The sequence below is a fragment of the Massilia timonae CCUG 45783 genome (genome assembly GCF_000315425.1).
Classification (GTDB): Bacteria; Pseudomonadota; Gammaproteobacteria; order Burkholderiales; family Burkholderiaceae_D; genus Telluria; species Telluria timonae.
This window is the reverse complement of sequence record NZ_JH992924.1, coordinates 781640-797688: the sequence shown is the minus strand read 5'-3', so window position 1 is coordinate 797688 and position 16049 is coordinate 781640. Positions and strand designations below refer to the sequence as shown.

Below are 16049 nucleotides of genomic sequence, written 5' to 3'. Positions count from 1 at the left end.
CTCCTCTATTGGATGGGCTCAAAAATCGAGACCCCAATCCAGGGTAATCAGTTTTTGCTCGAGACTGACGGTCTTGACGAACTGGTCCACGAACGGCACGAGGCGCTCTTGCGCCTTGCCTTCGGCAGCTGGATCAGCGACCGGAGTGATGCGCAAGATCGATTGCGCGCCGTTGTGCATCATGTCGGTCACCTTGCCCAGGGCTTCGCCCTGCAGGTTGACCACGTCCAGCCCGATCAGGTCGGACCAGTAATACTCGTCTTCCTCGAGCGCTGGGAACTCGCTGCGCGCGACTTGAACCGACGCACCTTTCAGTGCCTCGGCCTCATTGCGGTCGCGCATGCCGACCAGGGTCGCGACGACGTCGCCACCATGCAGCTTTGCACTCCGTACGGTGACGGCGTGCAGGGTCGGCTTGTCGAGCCACCAGGTCTTCACGTTCAGCAGCGCATCGGCGTCTTGCGAATACGGGGTGACACGGATGCCGCCCACGATGCCATACGCCCCGGAGATGTGCCCGACCTGGGTCAGGTCATCGGGGACGGCCACCGGGCTTGCTGCTGAATCGCTCACTACGTGTTGCTTGATAAATTAAGCAGCTGGCTTGTTCTGGGCGACCAGACGAGCGACGGTCGGCGACAGTTGTGCGCCAACGCCTTGCCAGTGAGCCAGACGGTCAGCAGCGATACGCAGGCCGACTTCGGCGCCCGAAGCCATCGGGTTGTAGAAGCCGATGCGCTCGATGAAACGGCCATCGCGACGGTTACGCGAATCGGTTGCAACGATGTTGAAGAACGGACGCTTTTTAGCGCCACCACGAGCCAAACGAATAACGACCATAATATTTCCGAAAAAGTTGTTCTGGACGGAGAAAGTCGACGATTATAGCGCGCGACACCGAACAGCAGCAAGCGTTAATGACAACAGGGCGCGCAGTCCCAGCAGAATCAACCATTATCGCTGATTTTTCACCACACCGCCACCGGCCATCCCGCCATTTCGCCAGCCTGTCGCCTGAAACGTGCCATTCCTGCAAATATGGACGATACTCTTGCTGTCCTGAATCCTGAACAACACGACATGGCTGCTACTCACAAGAACAAGACCGTCGCCACCCTGCTCGCCCTGCTGCTGGGCGGGTTCGGCGCGCATCGCTTTTACCTGAAGGGCGGCGCCGACCGGCTCGGATTGCTGCACCTGTGCGCGCTGCCCATCACCGGCATCCTGTACGGCGCGGTCAAGCCGCATCCCTTCTATGTGATCCTGCCGCTGCTGGTATCGTTCATCGCCGGCTTCATCGAGGCGCTGGCGATCGGCCTCACGCCCGACGAGAAATGGGATGCCAAACACAACGCCGGCAGCGGCCGCCAGTCGCGGTCGAACTGGACCTTGCCGCTGCTGCTGGTGATCACGATGCTGACCGGCGCCATCGTCCTGATCGGGACGATGGCGCGACTGTTCGACCTGCTGTTTACCGGCGGCGCCTACGGTTAGAACTGCTCGACGTCGAGCGCCAGCACGCCGGCGGCGCCTTCCATGATCGCGTGACGCAGGCTGTGCGCCTGCGACAGGATGTGGTCGGCAAAGAAGCGCGCCGTGGCGATCTTGGCGCGGTAGAAGGCGGCGTCGCCCTCGCCCGCATCCAGCTTGCGCTGCGCCACCAGCGCCGCGCGCGCCATCTGCCAGCCGCCCAGCACGATGCCGGCCAGTTTCAGGTACGTCACGCTGCCGGCGTACACCCCGCGCGGATCGTTCTTTGCGTTTTCCACCACGAAGTCGACCACGGACTCGAACGCGCTGGCGCCATCGCGCAATTGGCGGGCGATCGCGGTGAGGTCGATGCTCTGCGTTTCTGCCAGCTGCTGGACGACCTCGTCCATCTGCGCCCGCAGCGACCTGGCCACCGCCCCGCCATCGCGCACCGTCTTGCGGCCGACCAGGTCGTTGGCCTGGATCGCCGTCGTGCCCTCATAGATGGTGAGGATCTTGGCGTCGCGGTAATGCTGGGCCGCGCCGGTTTCTTCGATGAAGCCCATGCCGCCGTGCACCTGCACGCCGTCGCGCGCGACGTTCTCGCTCATCTCGGTCGACCAGCCCTTGATGACCGGAACCAGGTATTCATACACGGCCAGGTTCGCCTGGCGCGTCGCCTCATCGGGATGGTGATGCGCCAGGTCCGAGATGCCGGCGCCGACGTAGGCCAGCGCGCGCGCCGCCTCGGTTTGGGCGCGCATCGACATCAGCATGCGGCGCACGTCAGGGTGGTTGATGATCGCCACCGGGCCGCTCGAGCCGGCCACGTCGCGCGACTGGATGCGGTCCTTCGCGAACGCCACCGCCTGCTGGTAGGCATGTTCGGCCAGGCCGACGCCCTGCATGCCGACGCCGAAGCGGGCCGCGTTCATCATGATGAACATGTATTCGAGGCCGCGGTTTTCTTCGCCCACCAGGGTGCCGATCGCGCCGCCGCCGTCGCCGAACTGCAGCACGGCGGTCGGGCTGGCCTTGATGCCCAGCTTGTGCTCGATCGAGACGCAGTGCACGTCGTTGCGCGCGCCCAGCGAACCGTCGTCGTTGATCATGAACTTCGGCACGATGAACAGCGAGATACCTTTCACGCCCGGCGGCGCGTCGGGCGTCCTCGCCAGCACCAGATGGACGATGTTCTCGGCCATGTCGTGATCGCCATAGGTGATGAAGATCTTGGTGCCGAAAATCTTGTAGGTGCCGTCGCCCTGCGGCTCGGCGCGGGTACGCACGGCGGCCAGGTCGGAGCCGGCCTGCGGCTCGGTCAGGTTCATGGTGCCGGTCCACTGGCCCGAGACCAGCGGCTCGAGGAAGCGCGCTTTCTGCGCATCGGAGCCGGCGGTGAGCAGCGCCTCGATCGCGCCGTCCGAGAGTAGCGCGACCAGCGCGAACGCCAGGTTGGCACCATGCAGCATCTCCATGCACGGCGTGGCCACCAGCTTGGGCAAGCCCTGGCCGCCGAATTCCTGCGGATGCTGCACGCCCTGCCAGCCGGCGTCGGCGTAGGCGCGGAAGGCTTCCTTGAAGCCCTTGGTCGTGGTGACCGCGCCATCCTTCCAGAAACTCGGCTCCTGGTCGCCGGCATGGTTCAGCGGGGCGATCACTTCGCCGCAGAATTTCGCGTTTTCTTCCAGCACCGCTTCCACGGTGTCCGGGGTCGCGTCCTCGCAGCCGGGCAGCGCATTGACCTCGGCGAGGTTGGCCAGTTCATTGAGGACGAACTGCATGTCTTTCAGCGGGGCGTTATAGCTCACCTGTTGTCTCCTGATTGTCTCTCATGCATGAAAAACGCCGTTCCTGCGTGGGCGGGAACGGCGTGTGCGGGGTGCTTGTGGCGCGCCTGGCTGGATGGCGCGCCGCGCGATCAGCCCAGTTCCTTGACCAGCTCCGGCACGACCTCGAACAGGTCGCCCACCAGGCCGTAGTCGGCGACCGAGAAGATCGGCGCTTCCGGATCCTTGTTGATGGCGACGATGGTCTTCGAGTCCTTCATGCCGGCCAGGTGCTGGATCGCACCCGAGATGCCCACGGCGATATACAGGGTCGGGGCGACGATCTTGCCGGTCTGGCCCACCTGCCAGTCGTTCGGCACGAAGCCGGCGTCCACCGCGGCGCGCGAGGCGCCCATGGCGGCGCCCAGCTTGTCGGCCAGCGGCTCCAGGATCTTGAAGTTGTCGGCCGAGCCGATGCCGCGGCCACCCGAGACGATCACCTTGGCGGCGGTCAGCTCCGGACGGTCCGACTTGGCCAGTTCGCGACCGACAAAAGTGGAGGTGCCCGAGTCGGCGATTGCGGTCACGTTCTCGATGGCGGCCGAACCGCCGGCGCCGGCGGCGTCGAAGGCGGTGCCGCGCACGGTGATGACCTTGACCTTGTCGCTCGACTGCACGGTGGCGATGGCGTTGCCGGCATAGATCGGACGCTCGAAGGTGTCGGGCGAATCGACCTTGGTGATCTCGGAGATCTGCGCCACGTCCAGCTTGGCGGCCACGCGCGGCAGGATGTTCTTGCCGTAGGCGGTGGCGGGGGCCAGGATGTGCGAGTATTCGCCGGCGACAGCCAGGATCTGCCCGGCCACGTTCTCGGCCAGGCCGTCGGCGAAGTGCGGCGCGTCGGCGACCAGCACTTTCGACACGCCGGCGATTTGCGCGGCGGCTTCGGCGGCGGCGCCGCAGTTCGAACCGGCGACCAGGACGTGCACGTCGCCACCGCACTGGGCGGCAGCCGTCACGGTGTGGTGGGTAGCGCCCCTCAGGGAGCCGTTGTCGTGTTCAGCAATGACTAATGCGACCATGTTGATTCCTATGTATTAAGTAACGACAGACGACTCAGATGACCTTGGCTTCAGTGCGCAGCTTCTGCACCAGCGTCGCCACGTCCGGCACCTTGACGCCGGCCGAGCGCTTGGCCGGCTCGACGACCTTCAGGGTCTTCAGGCGCGGCGCGACGTCGACGCCCAGGTCTTCCGGCTTGACGGTCTCGAGCGGCTTCTTCTTCGCCTTCATGATGTTCGGCAGCGTCACGTAGCGCGGCTCGTTCAGGCGCAGGTCGGTGGTGATGATGGCAGGCAGGGTCAGGGCAACGGTCTCCAGGCCGCCGTCGACTTCGCGGGTCACGGTCACCTTGCCGTCTTCCAGCACGACTTTCGAGGCGAAGGTCGCTTGCGGCCAGCCCAGCAGCGCAGCCAGCATCTGGCCGGTCTGGTTCGAATCGTCGTCGATCGCCTGCTTGCCCAGGATGATCAGTTGCGGCTGTTCCTTATCGGCCAGCGCCTTGACGATCTTGGCCACGGCCAGCGGCTCGGTGTCGCCGGCGGTTTCCACCAGGATGCCGCGGTCGGCGCCGATCGCCATGCCGGTACGCAGGGTTTCCTGGCACTGGGCCACGCCCACCGAGACCGCCACCACCTCGGTGACCTTGCCGCCCTCTTTCAGGCGGGTCGCCTCTTCCAGCGCGATCTCGTCGAACGGGTTCATCGACATCTTGACGTTGGCGACATCGACGCCGCTATTGTCGGACTTGACGCGAACCTTGACGTTGTAGTCGACCACGCGTTTGACGGGTACCAGGACTTTCATAGGGTGCCTTTAAAAATGGAATGGATGACAGAACTGTGGCCCAGATTATAAGAGAAATTCGAGCGACGGGCTAAATTAAAGCACGATCGTACGATTTTTTGTTAGAGGAAACCGCCTAATGCACCCGTCCATTTCATGCGCCTTGACTAAAAGTGATTCTCTACCCGAAAAGCGGTGATTATTTCCTACACACAATTACATTCTGAATACATAATGTTTCTACATGGCAATTTGACCATGCATAAAAACGAATGATCCTGATATGAACGAACTGACTTCCCACGCATCCGCGGTGCACGCCTTCTATCTCGCCTTCCTCGGCCGTCCGGCCGATCCTGACGGCCTGGCCTACTGGTCCGCGCGTCTCGCCGCCAATGAAAGCGACCTCGGCGCCATCGCCGCATCGTTCGCGCACTCCGAGGAAGCCCAGGACCGCTTCGGCGACGACACGCCGGCCGAGCGCATCGCCGAGATCTATCAACAGTTGTTCAGCCGCGCACCCGATGCCGGCGGCTTGGCTTTCTGGAGCGACGCGATCGGCGCCGGCCATGTGTCGCTGGCCGACGTCGCCATCACCATCCTCGATGCCGCCCAGGGAACGGATGCGGACCTGGTCGAGCTGCGCAAGCAGGCCGCCGTCGACTTTACCGCCCAGGTGGCTGAGTCCGGCAGCAACTATGCCGGCGACGCCGCGCTCGAGGCGGCCGGCGTGCTGATGCGCGCCGTCACGCTCGGCGCTTCGCAGGACGACATCGACCAGCTGGTGCAGGCCACGGTCGCGTTCACCGACATCGCCTCATCCAATCCGAAGGTGGTCGAGGCGATCGCCACCGGCACCACCCTGCTGGCGCTGTTCGACACCGAGCGCGGCGCGGCCGACCCGGTGACCCTGGCGCAGGCCCTGGCCGACATGGCCAAGGCCGCTGCCGACGATCCCTCCGCGCTCGCTGCGCTGCAGCGCCACGGCGGCATGGCCAAGGTGCTGGACAAGCTGCCGGCCAGGGCCAGCCTGCAGGACGTGGTGGACGCCGTGGCCAAGGGCGGACTGGACGCCGTGATCGACATCGTCGACCCGCCGCGTCCGACCCCGCCGGCGCCCACGCCGCCAGTCGGCGTGACGCTCAAGTTCGCCGGCGTCGATCACGACGCCAACGACCGGGCTCCTGACGACAACGTCACCAATGCGGAAGTCGCCGACGTCCGCTTCAGCTTTACCGGCACGCCAGCCACGGGCCAGAAGTTCCAGTACCGGCTCGATACTGAAGCGGACTGGACCGATATCGCGCCGGTTGGCAAGACCATCACCGTCACGGACGTCGACCTGACCGCCAGCCCCGCGGGCACGAATGTGCAGGTACGCCTGGTGAACGCCGACGGCGCGGCAGTCACCGCGATCGACCAGGACATCGTCCACGACGCCACGCCCCCGACCGAGCGGCTGGCCTTCCTGCGCATCGAAGGCCAGTACGACGGCGCGGTGATCACGACGAAAGAAACCGTCGACGTGAGCTTCAGCGTGGATCAGCGCGACGACAGCATCCTCCAGTGGCGCATGACCGGCAGCGATGCATGGATCGACGTCGAGGACGATGCCGGCGCCGGCACCGTCACGCTGAAGGGCATCGACCTGACGCAGAACGATCCGACGATCGAGGTGCGGGCCATCGACGCGGCCGGCAATATCGGCGAGACGGCCGAGGTTCGTATCGACGGGCCAGGCGGCATCGACATCGGGCTGGGCATGCGCTGGGTGAGGCTCAACAGCCCGTTCGACGGCGAGATCACGCTGGAATCGGCGGCCGGCTCGTTCGTGGTGGAGTCGAACCACGCCAGCAAGGGGGCCGTCGCAGGTGTCTCCGTCCAGATCCTGGAACAGCAAACGCTGATGCAAGGCACGCTCACGGTCACGTCGGCGCAGGGCGAGACGATGACGACCGGCGACAACTACATCTACACCTTCGGCAGCGCTGCCGGTGAAAAACTCACGGGCAATATGCTTTGGGGGTTTGGCGGCGACGACACGCTCACCGGCACCAGCGACTCCTACAACTTACTGAGCGGCGGCGCCGGCAACGACACCATCTACGCGAACGGCGGCGAAGACACCATTTCGGGCGGTCTCGGCGCGGACACGATCATCCTGACCGCGGATGGGATACCGGCCCTGTTCATGTACAACGTGGGCGAGGCCCTGAGCGGCGTATTCGCGAGCGGTGATTCGATTGCCGAACTGGACCGGATCACGAATGCCGAAGCCGGCGACATCTTCTTCGCCTCCTACATCGATCCGGAAGTGGCCGTCGTCAGCGACACCTTCCTCACGACCGGCGAACTGAACCAGGCCGCCCTCGTCCGCGGCGACATCGTGGCCGACGCCTTCGTTGCCAATACGGGCGGCGAGGCCTGGATGATGCAATGGACCGATGAGGTCGGCATCAACAGTGTCGTGTTCACCAACTTCGCCGGCGGCACGCCGGGCCTGGACCTGCAGTTCGGCACCCTCGACCTGGTCGACCTCGATGCCGGTGCGGAGGGAGAACGGATCGGGCTGGTCGGCGTGGCCGACGGCGCCGGCTTCGGCGGCTGACGGCATCCCGTCACCGCGCAGGCACGCGCCCCGCCATCCTCGGATGCGGGGCTTTTCTTTTTGCGGGAAGCGCACGGGGCAGGACGCCCCGTCGCGGGATACGCACGCGGCTGCAGCATGGACTGCAGCCGAATCGCTTATTTGCGGCGCATCAGGAAGGTGAACTCGCCATTCTCATGGGTATGAGCCAGCAAGGCATTGCCGGTTTGCTTGGCGAAGGCCTGGAAGTCGCGCACGGAGCCGGTGTCGGTGGCAACGATGCGCAGCACCTGGCCGGTTTCCATCTCGGCGAGCGCCTTCTTGGCTTTGAGGATGGGCAGCGGGCAGTTCAGTCCGCGTGCATCCAGGTCTCTCTGGAATTCCATGGTGTCGGTGTCGGTTTCAAAAGTGATATCGCTCATCGCATTACCTGCTTTGATTAAGTGGTCCAACTTCAGTCGCATACTACTCCAATTCGGGCAGTATGACGCACCGCACCAAAATAGTCACACATTGTTGCAGGATTGCAACCGCAATGTGAAATGCTTGACCAAATAACATTGACTGTGTACTCGGTGCTCACAAATCGGCACCGCAGCGGTGCAGCACGCCTCCTAGATGCGGTCCGAATCAGGGCGCGCAATAGTCGAAACGACCATCAAAACAAAGTGTTACCACTTCAGTCCAGGTTTCGTGCGGCGCATGCAAAACGCCACCCGAAGGTGGCGTCGATGGTCAAGCCAAGAGACGGAACGATCAGGCGCGTTCGCCGACCCAGCCGGCCACGCCGGCCAGCGCCGCCGGCAGGCCCGACGGATCGGTGCCGCCTGCTTGCGCCATATCAGGACGGCCGCCGCCCTTGCCGCCAACCTGCTGGGCGACGAAGTTCACCAGCTCGCCGGCTTTTACTTTACCGGTGGCATCCTTGGTCACGCCCGCGATCAGGCTGACCTTGCCGTCCGCCACGCTGGCCAGCACGATGGCGGCCGTCTGCAGCTTGTCCTTCAGCTTGTCCATGGCTTCGCGCAGGGTGGCCACGTCGGCGCCTTCCATCGTTGCCGCCAGCACCTTGATGCCGTTGACGTCGACCGCCTTGCTCACCAGCTCGTCGCCCTGGCCGGCCGCCAGCTTCGACTTCAGCGCGGCGACTTCCTTTTCCAGGACCTTGACCTGATCCTGGACCTGGGCGATGCGGGCCGTCAGCTCGTCCGGGCTGGTCTTGAGCGCGCCGGCCGCTTCGACCAGCTTGCGGTTGATCGACTGCACCAGGGCCAGGGCGCCCTCGCCCGTCACCGCTTCGACGCGGCGGATGCCGGCGGCAACGCCGCCTTCCGACACGATCTTGAACAGGCCGATGTCGCCGGTGCGGGTCACGTGCACGCCGCCGCACAGCTCTTTCGACGAACCGATGTCCAGCACGCGCACGGTGTCGCCGTACTTCTCGCCGAACAGCGCCATCGCGCCATGCTTGACGGCGTCGTCGAACGACATGTGGTGTGACTGGGTCGGATGGTTCTCCAGGATCTCGCGGTTGACGATGGCTTCGACCTTGGCGATCTCGTCGGCGGTCAAGGCTTGCGGGTGGCTGAAGTCGAAGCGGGTCTTGTCCGGATCGACCAGCGAACCCTTCTGCTGCACGTGGCTGCCCAGCACTTCGCGCAAGGCCTTGTGCATCAGGTGGGTGGCCGAGTGGTTGCGGATGGTGCGTGCGCGCTTGACGGTATCGACTTGCGCATCGACGGTATCGCCCACTTTCAGGGAACCTTCGCGCAGCACGCCGTGGTGGCCGAACACGTCGGCCTGGATCTTGAGCGTATCTTCCACGTCGAACTGCACGCCGGCAGTACCGATGACACCCTGGTCGCCGACCTGGCCACCGGATTCGGCATAGAACGGGGTCGTGTCGAGCACCACGATGCCGGCCTGGCCGGCCTTCAGCTCGTCGACCTTCACGCCGTCGGCGTACAGCGCCAGCACGTGGGTGTTGTGGGCCAGCGATTCGTAGCCGACGAACTTGGTCTTCTCGCCCGCATACTCGACGTTGGCGGCCATCTTGAACTTGCCGGCGGCGCGCGCGGTCTTCTTCTGCTGTTCCATGGCGGCGGCGAAGCCGGCCTCGTCGAGCGTGATGTTGCGTTCGCGGCAGATGTCGGCGGTCAGGTCGAGCGGGAAACCGTAGGTGTCGTACAGGGTGAAGGCGGTGGCGCCGTCGAGGTTCTTCGGATCCTTGGCCAGCTGGGCTTCCAGGATCTTCATGCCGTTTTCCAGCGTCTCGCCGAAACGCTCTTCCTCGGCCTTCAACACCTGCGCCACGCGGTCTTTCGCGTCGCGCAGTTCCGGATAGGCTTCGCCCATCTCGAGGTCGAGGTCGGCCACCAGCTTGTAGAAGAACGGTTTCGTCTGGCCCAGCTTGTGCCCGTGGCGCAGCGCGCGGCGGATGATGCGGCGCAGGACGTAGCCGTGGCCTTCGCTGCTCGGGATGATGCCGTCGACGATCATGAACGAGGCCGAGCGGATGTGGTCGGCGATGACCTTGAGCGAGTTGTTGCCCAGCTCGTCGATGCCGGTCTCGCGCGCGGCGGCGCGGATCAAATTCTGGAACAGGTCGATCTCGTAGTTGCTGTGCACGTGCTGCAGCACGGCGGCCAGACGCTCCATGCCCATGCCGGTGTCGATCGACGGCTTCGGCAGCGGGGTCAACTTGCCCGCCTCGTCGCGGTTGAACTGCATGAACACCAGGTTCCAGATCTCGATGAAGCGGTCGCCGTCTTCTTCGGGCGAGCCCGGAGGACCGCCCCAGATGTCGGCGCCGTGGTCATAGAAGATCTCGGTGCACGGGCCGCATGGGCCGGTGTCGGCCATCTGCCAGAAGTTGTCCGAGGCGTAGCGCGCGCCCTTGTTGTCGCCGATGCGGATGATGCGCTCTTTCGGCACCCCGATCTCGTTGGCCCAGATATCGTAGGCTTCGTCGTCCTCGAAATAGACGGTGACCGTCAGCTTCTCGGCCGGCAGGCCATAGACCTTCGTCAGCAGTTCCCAGGCATACTGGATCGCATCGCGCTTGAAATAGTCGCCGAAGCTGAAGTTGCCCAGCATTTCAAAGAAGGTGTGGTGGCGCGCGGTGTAGCCGACGTTTTCCAGGTCGTTGTGCTTGCCGCCGGCGCGCACGCAGCGCTGGACCGAGGTCGCGCGCGAATACGGGCGCGAATCCAGGCCCAGGAACACATCCTTGAACTGCACCATTCCGCTATTGGTCAACAGCATGGTCGGGTCATTGCCAGGCACCAGCGGGCTGGAACGCACGATGGAATGGCCTTTGGATTCAAAGAACTTCAGGAACTTTTCGCGAATGTCTGAGGATTTCATGTCTGTTGGAGGGCGGAATGAGGCAGCGTGCCGTATAAAGGAACGATTATAGCCTAGCCGCCGCCGTCAATATCAGTCCCACTAATATTGACAACTTGCCAGCAACAACGGATTCAGCGCAGCAGGTTCGAGATCGCGCGCGTCCTGGGCTCGACCGGGGCCAGCATCGTCATTGCGGCTTGCCGCAGGATGCGGGAGCGCGCCTCGCCATCCGCCTCGATGGCGGACCGGCGCACGCCGGCCATCGCGACCTGGCCGAGCCAGTGGCTGACGGCGGCCTGGGTGTCTTCGCCATGCGAAGTGAACGGGATAATGGTGGTCGAGGGTGCCATGCTAGCTGCTTCAAAGAGATCGTCTGTACTTAACGTCTCCCCGGCCTCCATTCTTGAGGCCGCCTCACAAATATATTGCTGAGCCGAAAGTATCTCAGGCGAAGTCCGGCCCGATCAGGTCGATGCGGTCGGTGCAGAAGGCGTCCACGCCCCAGTCCAGCAAGGTGCGTGCACGGCCGGGATCGTTGACCGTATAGCAGAACAGGCCCAAACCCGTTTCCTTCACCGCCCGCGCCATCTGCGGCCCCAGGTGCTGGTGATTGGTGTGGATGGCAACCGCGTCCAGCGCCCGGGCGCGCAGCTCCCAATCCGGCCCCAGCGCGCTGATCAGGCAGGCGCGTGGGAGTTGCGGCGCGGCCAGGCGCGCGCTGGCCAGCGCCACGTCGCTGAACGAGGACAGCAGCGGAACCCGGGCCATGTCTCCGGCCGCGAGTTCGGCGGCGAACAGGTCGGCGGCAAGCGCGGCCACGACCGCGCCGGTTTCCGCTTCGAACCCGGGCGCCGGCTTGATCTCGATATTCATCCACACGCCCTGCTCCCTGCAGCGGCGCGCGAACTCGGTAAACAGCGGCACCGGTTCACCGACGAACGCCGGGCCGAACCAGGCGCCGGCATCCATCGCCACGAGATCGCCGGCATCGTGCTCGAACACGCTGCCGCTGCCCTTCACCGTGCGGCCCAGGCCGGGATCGTGCATCAACACCGGCACGCCGTCGCGCGCCAGCATGACGTCGAACTCGATCGCGCGAAAGCCGGCCTGCATCCCGCAGCGCAGTCCGGCATAGGTATTCTCGGGCGCCAGGGTGCCGCCGCCGCGGTGGGCCAGGATACGGGGGTAAGGCCACATGCGATCCTCCTTTCGACGATCAGGCCGGCACGCCGAAGCGCCAGGCCAGCCAGGCGAAGGCGCCCAGGTTCAGCGCCACCGTCAGCTGGAACTTGCGCTGGAACGATGGCTTGCTGCTTTTGTGGCGCAACCATTGTTGGGCCAGCAAGGCGCCGGGCCAGCCGCCGACCAGGCCCAGGATCAGCAAGGTGCTTTCCGGCGTGCGCCAGGACTGCGCACGCGCCGCCGACTTGTCGATGGCGTAGGCGACGAAGCAGGTCAGGCTGGTCGTCAGGTAGGCCGCGCCGACCAGCTGGGACATATCCCAGGCCAGGCTGGCGAACAGGTAGACGGCGAGGAAGATGACGAGCGGCAGGTAGGGCATGGCGACAGCTTACCGCTCCCGGCTTGCAAATGTCCACTGGGCAAATATGGGCCGATCGTCGATGAATACCCTTCCTGGGTTCGTCATCGAACAGAGCCGGCGATACCAAACGCCTACGCTGAGCAATCACAGGTATCACATCACGTAGGAGATGACATGGCTTTCGATTTAGGAAACTTATTGCAGCAGTATATTGGCGGCGCCGTCGCCAATAATGGCAAGGCTGCCGACGACTTCGACCAGGTGGCGCAAAACGCGCCCCGCGCCAGCATCGCCCAGGGCATCGCCAGCGCCTTGCGCTCGGACCAGACCCCGCCCTTCCCCCAGATGGTCAGCCAGCTGTTCGGCCAGAGCAATCCCGACCAGCGCGCCGGCATGCTCAACAACCTGATCGGCGGCGCCGGCGGCGGCCTGCTGTCCTCGGTGGCTGGCGGTGCGCTCGGCAAGATCTTCGGTGGCAACACCTCCCAGGTGACACCGGAACAGGCGGCCCAGGTCTCGCCTGAGCAAGTGCAAGAACTGGCTGAAAAGGCGCAACAACAGAACCCTGGCATTGTCGATCGCATGAGCGACTTCTATGCCGAGCATCCGACCTTGATCAAGGCTGCCGGCGGCGCCGCGCTGGCGGTCGCGCTCGGCTATATGGCAAACAATATCCGTAAACAATCACCAGAAAAGGAGGGTCCCGTGGGTATCCTGAGCAATATTTTCCACAAAATTTTCCCAGGTAAGAAAGATGCGGCGCCTGCCGCAACGACCGCCGCGCCAGCGGCCGCACCGGCAGCCCCGAGCGCCGCGCCGCAGCCGCAAGCCGCGCCCGCGCCAGGCGCACCGGCTGCCGCTCCCGCCGCTTCCGCCGCTCCGGCCGCCGCCCCGATGCAGCAAGTCGACGTCGAGCAGATCCTGAACGATATGCAGAAGTCGTCCGGCCAGCAGCTGAACTGGCGCACCTCGATCGTCGACCTGCTCAAGCTGCTCGGCCTGGACAGCAGCCTGCAGTCGCGCAAGGAACTGGCCGCCGAGCTGAACTACACCGGCGACACGGGCGACTCGGCCAAGATGAACATCTGGCTGCACCGCCAGGTGATGAACAAGCTGGCCGCCAACGGCGGCAAGGTGCCGGCCGACCTGCGCGACTGACCCTGTCGCACGGCGCTGGCCGCCTAATCGGCCAGCGTGGTGTTGGCCGCCGTCCCGCAGGCGAAGCAAAAGCGCGCGAACGCATTCTTGCGGGTCGTGCAAGCGCCGCATCGGTTGAACAGGCCGATGCCGCAGTGCGGGCAGAAGTCGGTCTTGCCATCCTTGAGGTCGACGGCGCGCTCGCAACCGGGGCACACGCTTTTCGTCAGGCGCGCCTGGACGAGGTCGTAACGCATCCCCTGGCGCCGCTCGGCGTCGGGCAATGCCTCGGCCAGCTTCTGGCGCGCCAAGTAGCCCTGCAGCCATGCGACGGCGTAGCGCCCCGCGACCACGGTGAGGATGATGCCGACGATGTAGCGCACATAGCCGCCATAGCTCGGCAGGTAGGGCACCAGCTCGAAGAAAAAGGTGAACAGGGCAAAGATGATGAAGCCCCAGGCGAACGGCCAGTCCGGCGTCTTGCGCTTGTGCCGGAACAGCCAGCCGGCCGCCAGCAGCAGCGGCAAGGTCAACGCCAGGCGATACAGAAAGACGCGCAGCTCGCGCGCCTCGACTTCGTCGGCGAAGGCCTGCTGCGCCGGTTCCTGCAGGGCGTTCCAGCGCAGGTTGGCGCGCTCGTAGGCCTGGGTGGCGTCCAGCATCGTCTGCTGTTCGCCTTCCACCGCCGCCAGGGCGGCGCGTTCAGCGCGCTCCAGGGCCTCCAGGCCCTGGGTACGCTTGATCAGTTCGGGGTCTTGCTCGGGCCGCGCGGTGGCCTGCCGGGTCGCGAGCCAGTTGTCGAAGGTCGAGCGCGCCGAGCGCGTGTTCGACTGCGCCACGGCATGCTTCTGGCTGGCCTGCTCGAGGCGCGTGCGTGCGCCTTCGATGCGCGCGCGCTCGCTGTCCATCTCGGCGCGCAGCTTGCCGACCAGGGCCGGGTTCATGAACTGCTCGACCGTCAGCGGCTCTTCGACGTCGCGCAGCTGCTGCACGACCAGGCCGCCCAGGCCGATCAGGAAGCCGGCGAAGACGAAGGCGACGAGCCACAAGGCCCGCTGCATCCATTGTTCGGTCAGGCGCAAGCCTTTGCTCATGAAGCGCTCCTCGGCGATGGACAAGCCCGCAGCTTGCCATCGTCGCCGGCTCCGTGCTACTGATAGTTATCAGAGGCACGGGTTGCGCTACCGCAGGTATCGCGCAGCGATACCCGTGCCCTCATCAGAAGTAGGACAGGCCCAGCGCCTTCTTGACCTCGTCGGTGGTCGCGGCCGCCACTTCGCGCGCCTTGAGGGTGCCTTCCTGCAGCATCTTCATCACCTGGGCCGGATCCTTGGCGAACTCTTCGCGGCGAGCGCGGATCGGCGCCAGCAGGTCTTGCAGGATGCCTTCGAGGCGCTTCTTGACGATGCTGTCGCCCAGGCCGCCGCGCTGGTAGTGCGCCTTCATCTCGGCCAGGCCTTCCTTGTCGGTGTCGAAAGCGTCCAGGTAGCTGAAGGCGACGTTGCCCTCGATATGCCCTGGATCCGACACCTTCAGGTGCAGCGGGTCGGTGTACACGTTCTTGACCGCGGCGCGGATCTCGTCGGCGCTGGCGCCCAGGTTGATGGTGTTGCCGAGCGACTTGCTCATCTTGGCCTTGCCGTCGATACCCGGCAGGCGGCCGACTTCCGGCACGAAGGCCTTGGCCTCGACCAGGATGTCGCGGCCGACGATGCGGTTGAAGCGGCGCACGATCTCGTTGCACTGCTCGATCATCGGGATCTGGTCTTCGCCCACCGGCACCACGCCGGCCTTGAAGGCGGTGATGTCGGCGGCCTGGCTGGCCGGATAGGTCAGGAAGCCGGCCGGGATGTCGCGCTCGAAGCCGCGCAGGACGATTTCCGCCTTCACGGTCGGGTTGCGCTCGAGGCGCGCGACGGTCACCAGGTTCAGGTAATAGAAGGTCAGCTCGGTCAGTTCCGGAATCTGCGACTGGATGAAGATCGTGGTCTTGGCCGGGTCGATCCCTACGGCAAGGTAATCGAGCGCCACCTCCAGCACGTTCCGGTGTACCTTACTCAGGTCATCCATATTGTCGGTCAGGGCCTGCGAATCGGCCAGCATGACGAATTGGCGGTACTGGTGCTGGTAGGTCACGCGATCGCGCAGGCTGCCCACGAAGTGGCCGAGGTGCAGCGGACCGGTCGGACGGTCGCCGGTCAGGATGATCTGGCTTCCAGGAGCGGAAGCAGAAGCAGGAGCGGTAGTTTGTTGCAGGGTCATCGAGATTCCTTGGTAGATGCCTCGATTGTCCTGCGTCAAAGAAAAAACGCCACCCAAATCGAGGCGGCGTTAGCTGAAATGCACATCA

At 64.7% G+C, this 16049-nt stretch carries 15 protein-coding genes; 3 read left to right on the top strand and 12 right to left on the bottom strand.

The features are described 5' to 3' along the window. Positions 1-18 precede the first annotated feature (18 nt). Positions 19-549 (bottom strand): ribosome maturation factor RimM, encoded by a 531-nt coding sequence (gene rimM / locus HMPREF9710_RS18645; protein ID WP_005668883.1) that lies wholly within the window; start codon positions 547-549, stop codon positions 19-21. 42 nt (positions 550-591) lie between these two features. Beyond that, positions 592-840: a 30S ribosomal protein S16 gene (gene rpsP, locus HMPREF9710_RS27295; RefSeq protein WP_005668882.1), complete on the bottom strand. Its 249-nt coding sequence runs from the start codon at positions 838-840 to the stop codon at positions 592-594. Between the two features lie 240 nt (positions 841-1080). Between rpsP and HMPREF9710_RS18640 the strand changes: the two genes are divergently transcribed. Beyond that, positions 1081-1494: an NINE protein gene (locus HMPREF9710_RS18640; RefSeq protein WP_005668880.1), complete on the top strand. Its 414-nt coding sequence runs from the start codon at positions 1081-1083 to the stop codon at positions 1492-1494. Here HMPREF9710_RS18640 and HMPREF9710_RS18635 read toward each other — a convergent pair. From HMPREF9710_RS18635 to HMPREF9710_RS18625, 3 genes are all read right to left on the bottom strand, one after another. Further along, positions 1491-3281 (bottom strand): acyl-CoA dehydrogenase, encoded by a 1791-nt coding sequence (locus HMPREF9710_RS18635; protein ID WP_005668878.1) that lies wholly within the window; start codon positions 3279-3281, stop codon positions 1491-1493. The two genes, HMPREF9710_RS18640 and HMPREF9710_RS18635, sit on opposite strands and share 4 nt — an antisense overlap. Before the next feature lie 110 nt (positions 3282-3391). Continuing rightward, positions 3392-4321, bottom strand: coding sequence for an electron transfer flavoprotein subunit alpha/FixB family protein (locus tag HMPREF9710_RS18630; RefSeq protein WP_005668876.1), 930 nt, complete (start codon positions 4319-4321; stop codon positions 3392-3394). A 34-nt stretch (positions 4322-4355) separates the two neighbouring features. Then, positions 4356-5105 (bottom strand): electron transfer flavoprotein subunit beta/FixA family protein, encoded by a 750-nt coding sequence (locus HMPREF9710_RS18625; protein ID WP_005668874.1) that lies wholly within the window; start codon positions 5103-5105, stop codon positions 4356-4358. Between the two features lie 262 nt (positions 5106-5367). Between HMPREF9710_RS18625 and HMPREF9710_RS18620 the strand changes: the two genes are divergently transcribed. Beyond that, positions 5368-7692, top strand: coding sequence for a DUF4214 domain-containing protein (locus tag HMPREF9710_RS18620; RefSeq protein ID WP_005668871.1), 2325 nt, complete (start codon positions 5368-5370; stop codon positions 7690-7692). Between the two features lie 137 nt (positions 7693-7829). Here HMPREF9710_RS18620 and HMPREF9710_RS18615 read toward each other — a convergent pair whose 3' ends face one another. The 5 genes from HMPREF9710_RS18615 to HMPREF9710_RS18595 all read right to left on the bottom strand — a co-directional run bounded on the left by HMPREF9710_RS18615 (position 7830) and on the right by HMPREF9710_RS18595 (position 12580). After that, the gene (locus HMPREF9710_RS18615) at positions 7830-8057 is read right to left on the bottom strand and encodes a sulfurtransferase TusA family protein (RefSeq protein ID WP_040777452.1); all 228 of its coding nucleotides are present in this window, start codon (positions 8055-8057) and stop codon (positions 7830-7832) included. A 370-nt stretch (positions 8058-8427) separates the two neighbouring features. Continuing rightward, a complete protein-coding gene (gene alaS, locus HMPREF9710_RS18610; protein ID WP_005668867.1) occupies positions 8428-11037 on the bottom strand; it encodes an alanine--tRNA ligase in 2610 nt (869 codons plus the stop codon). 113 nt (positions 11038-11150) lie between these two features. After that, positions 11151-11369 (bottom strand): hypothetical protein, encoded by a 219-nt coding sequence (locus HMPREF9710_RS18605; protein ID WP_040777067.1) that lies wholly within the window; start codon positions 11367-11369, stop codon positions 11151-11153. A gap of 94 nt (positions 11370-11463) precedes the next feature. Continuing rightward, positions 11464-12216, bottom strand: a complete 753-nt coding sequence (gene ugpQ, locus HMPREF9710_RS18600) for a glycerophosphodiester phosphodiesterase (RefSeq protein ID WP_005668863.1) — start codon at positions 12214-12216, stop codon at positions 11464-11466. A gap of 19 nt (positions 12217-12235) precedes the next feature. Continuing rightward, positions 12236-12580 (bottom strand): DUF1294 domain-containing protein, encoded by a 345-nt coding sequence (locus tag HMPREF9710_RS18595; RefSeq protein ID WP_005668861.1) that lies wholly within the window; start codon positions 12578-12580, stop codon positions 12236-12238. Between the two features lie 687 nt (positions 12581-13267). Between HMPREF9710_RS18595 and HMPREF9710_RS18585 the strand changes: the two genes are divergently transcribed. Next, positions 13268-13720, top strand: coding sequence for a DUF3597 domain-containing protein (locus HMPREF9710_RS18585; RefSeq protein WP_040777446.1), 453 nt, complete (start codon positions 13268-13270; stop codon positions 13718-13720). Between the two features lie 23 nt (positions 13721-13743). On the opposite strand, the gene HMPREF9710_RS18580 is transcribed toward HMPREF9710_RS18585, so the two are convergent. Continuing rightward, positions 13744-14793: a zinc ribbon domain-containing protein gene (locus tag HMPREF9710_RS18580; RefSeq protein WP_005668857.1), complete on the bottom strand. Its 1050-nt coding sequence runs from the start codon at positions 14791-14793 to the stop codon at positions 13744-13746. 124 nt (positions 14794-14917) lie between these two features. Beyond that, a complete protein-coding gene (trpS, locus tag HMPREF9710_RS18575) occupies positions 14918-15961 on the bottom strand; it encodes a tryptophan--tRNA ligase (protein ID WP_005668855.1) in 1044 nt (347 codons plus the stop codon). Between the last annotated feature and the right edge of the window lie 88 nt (positions 15962-16049).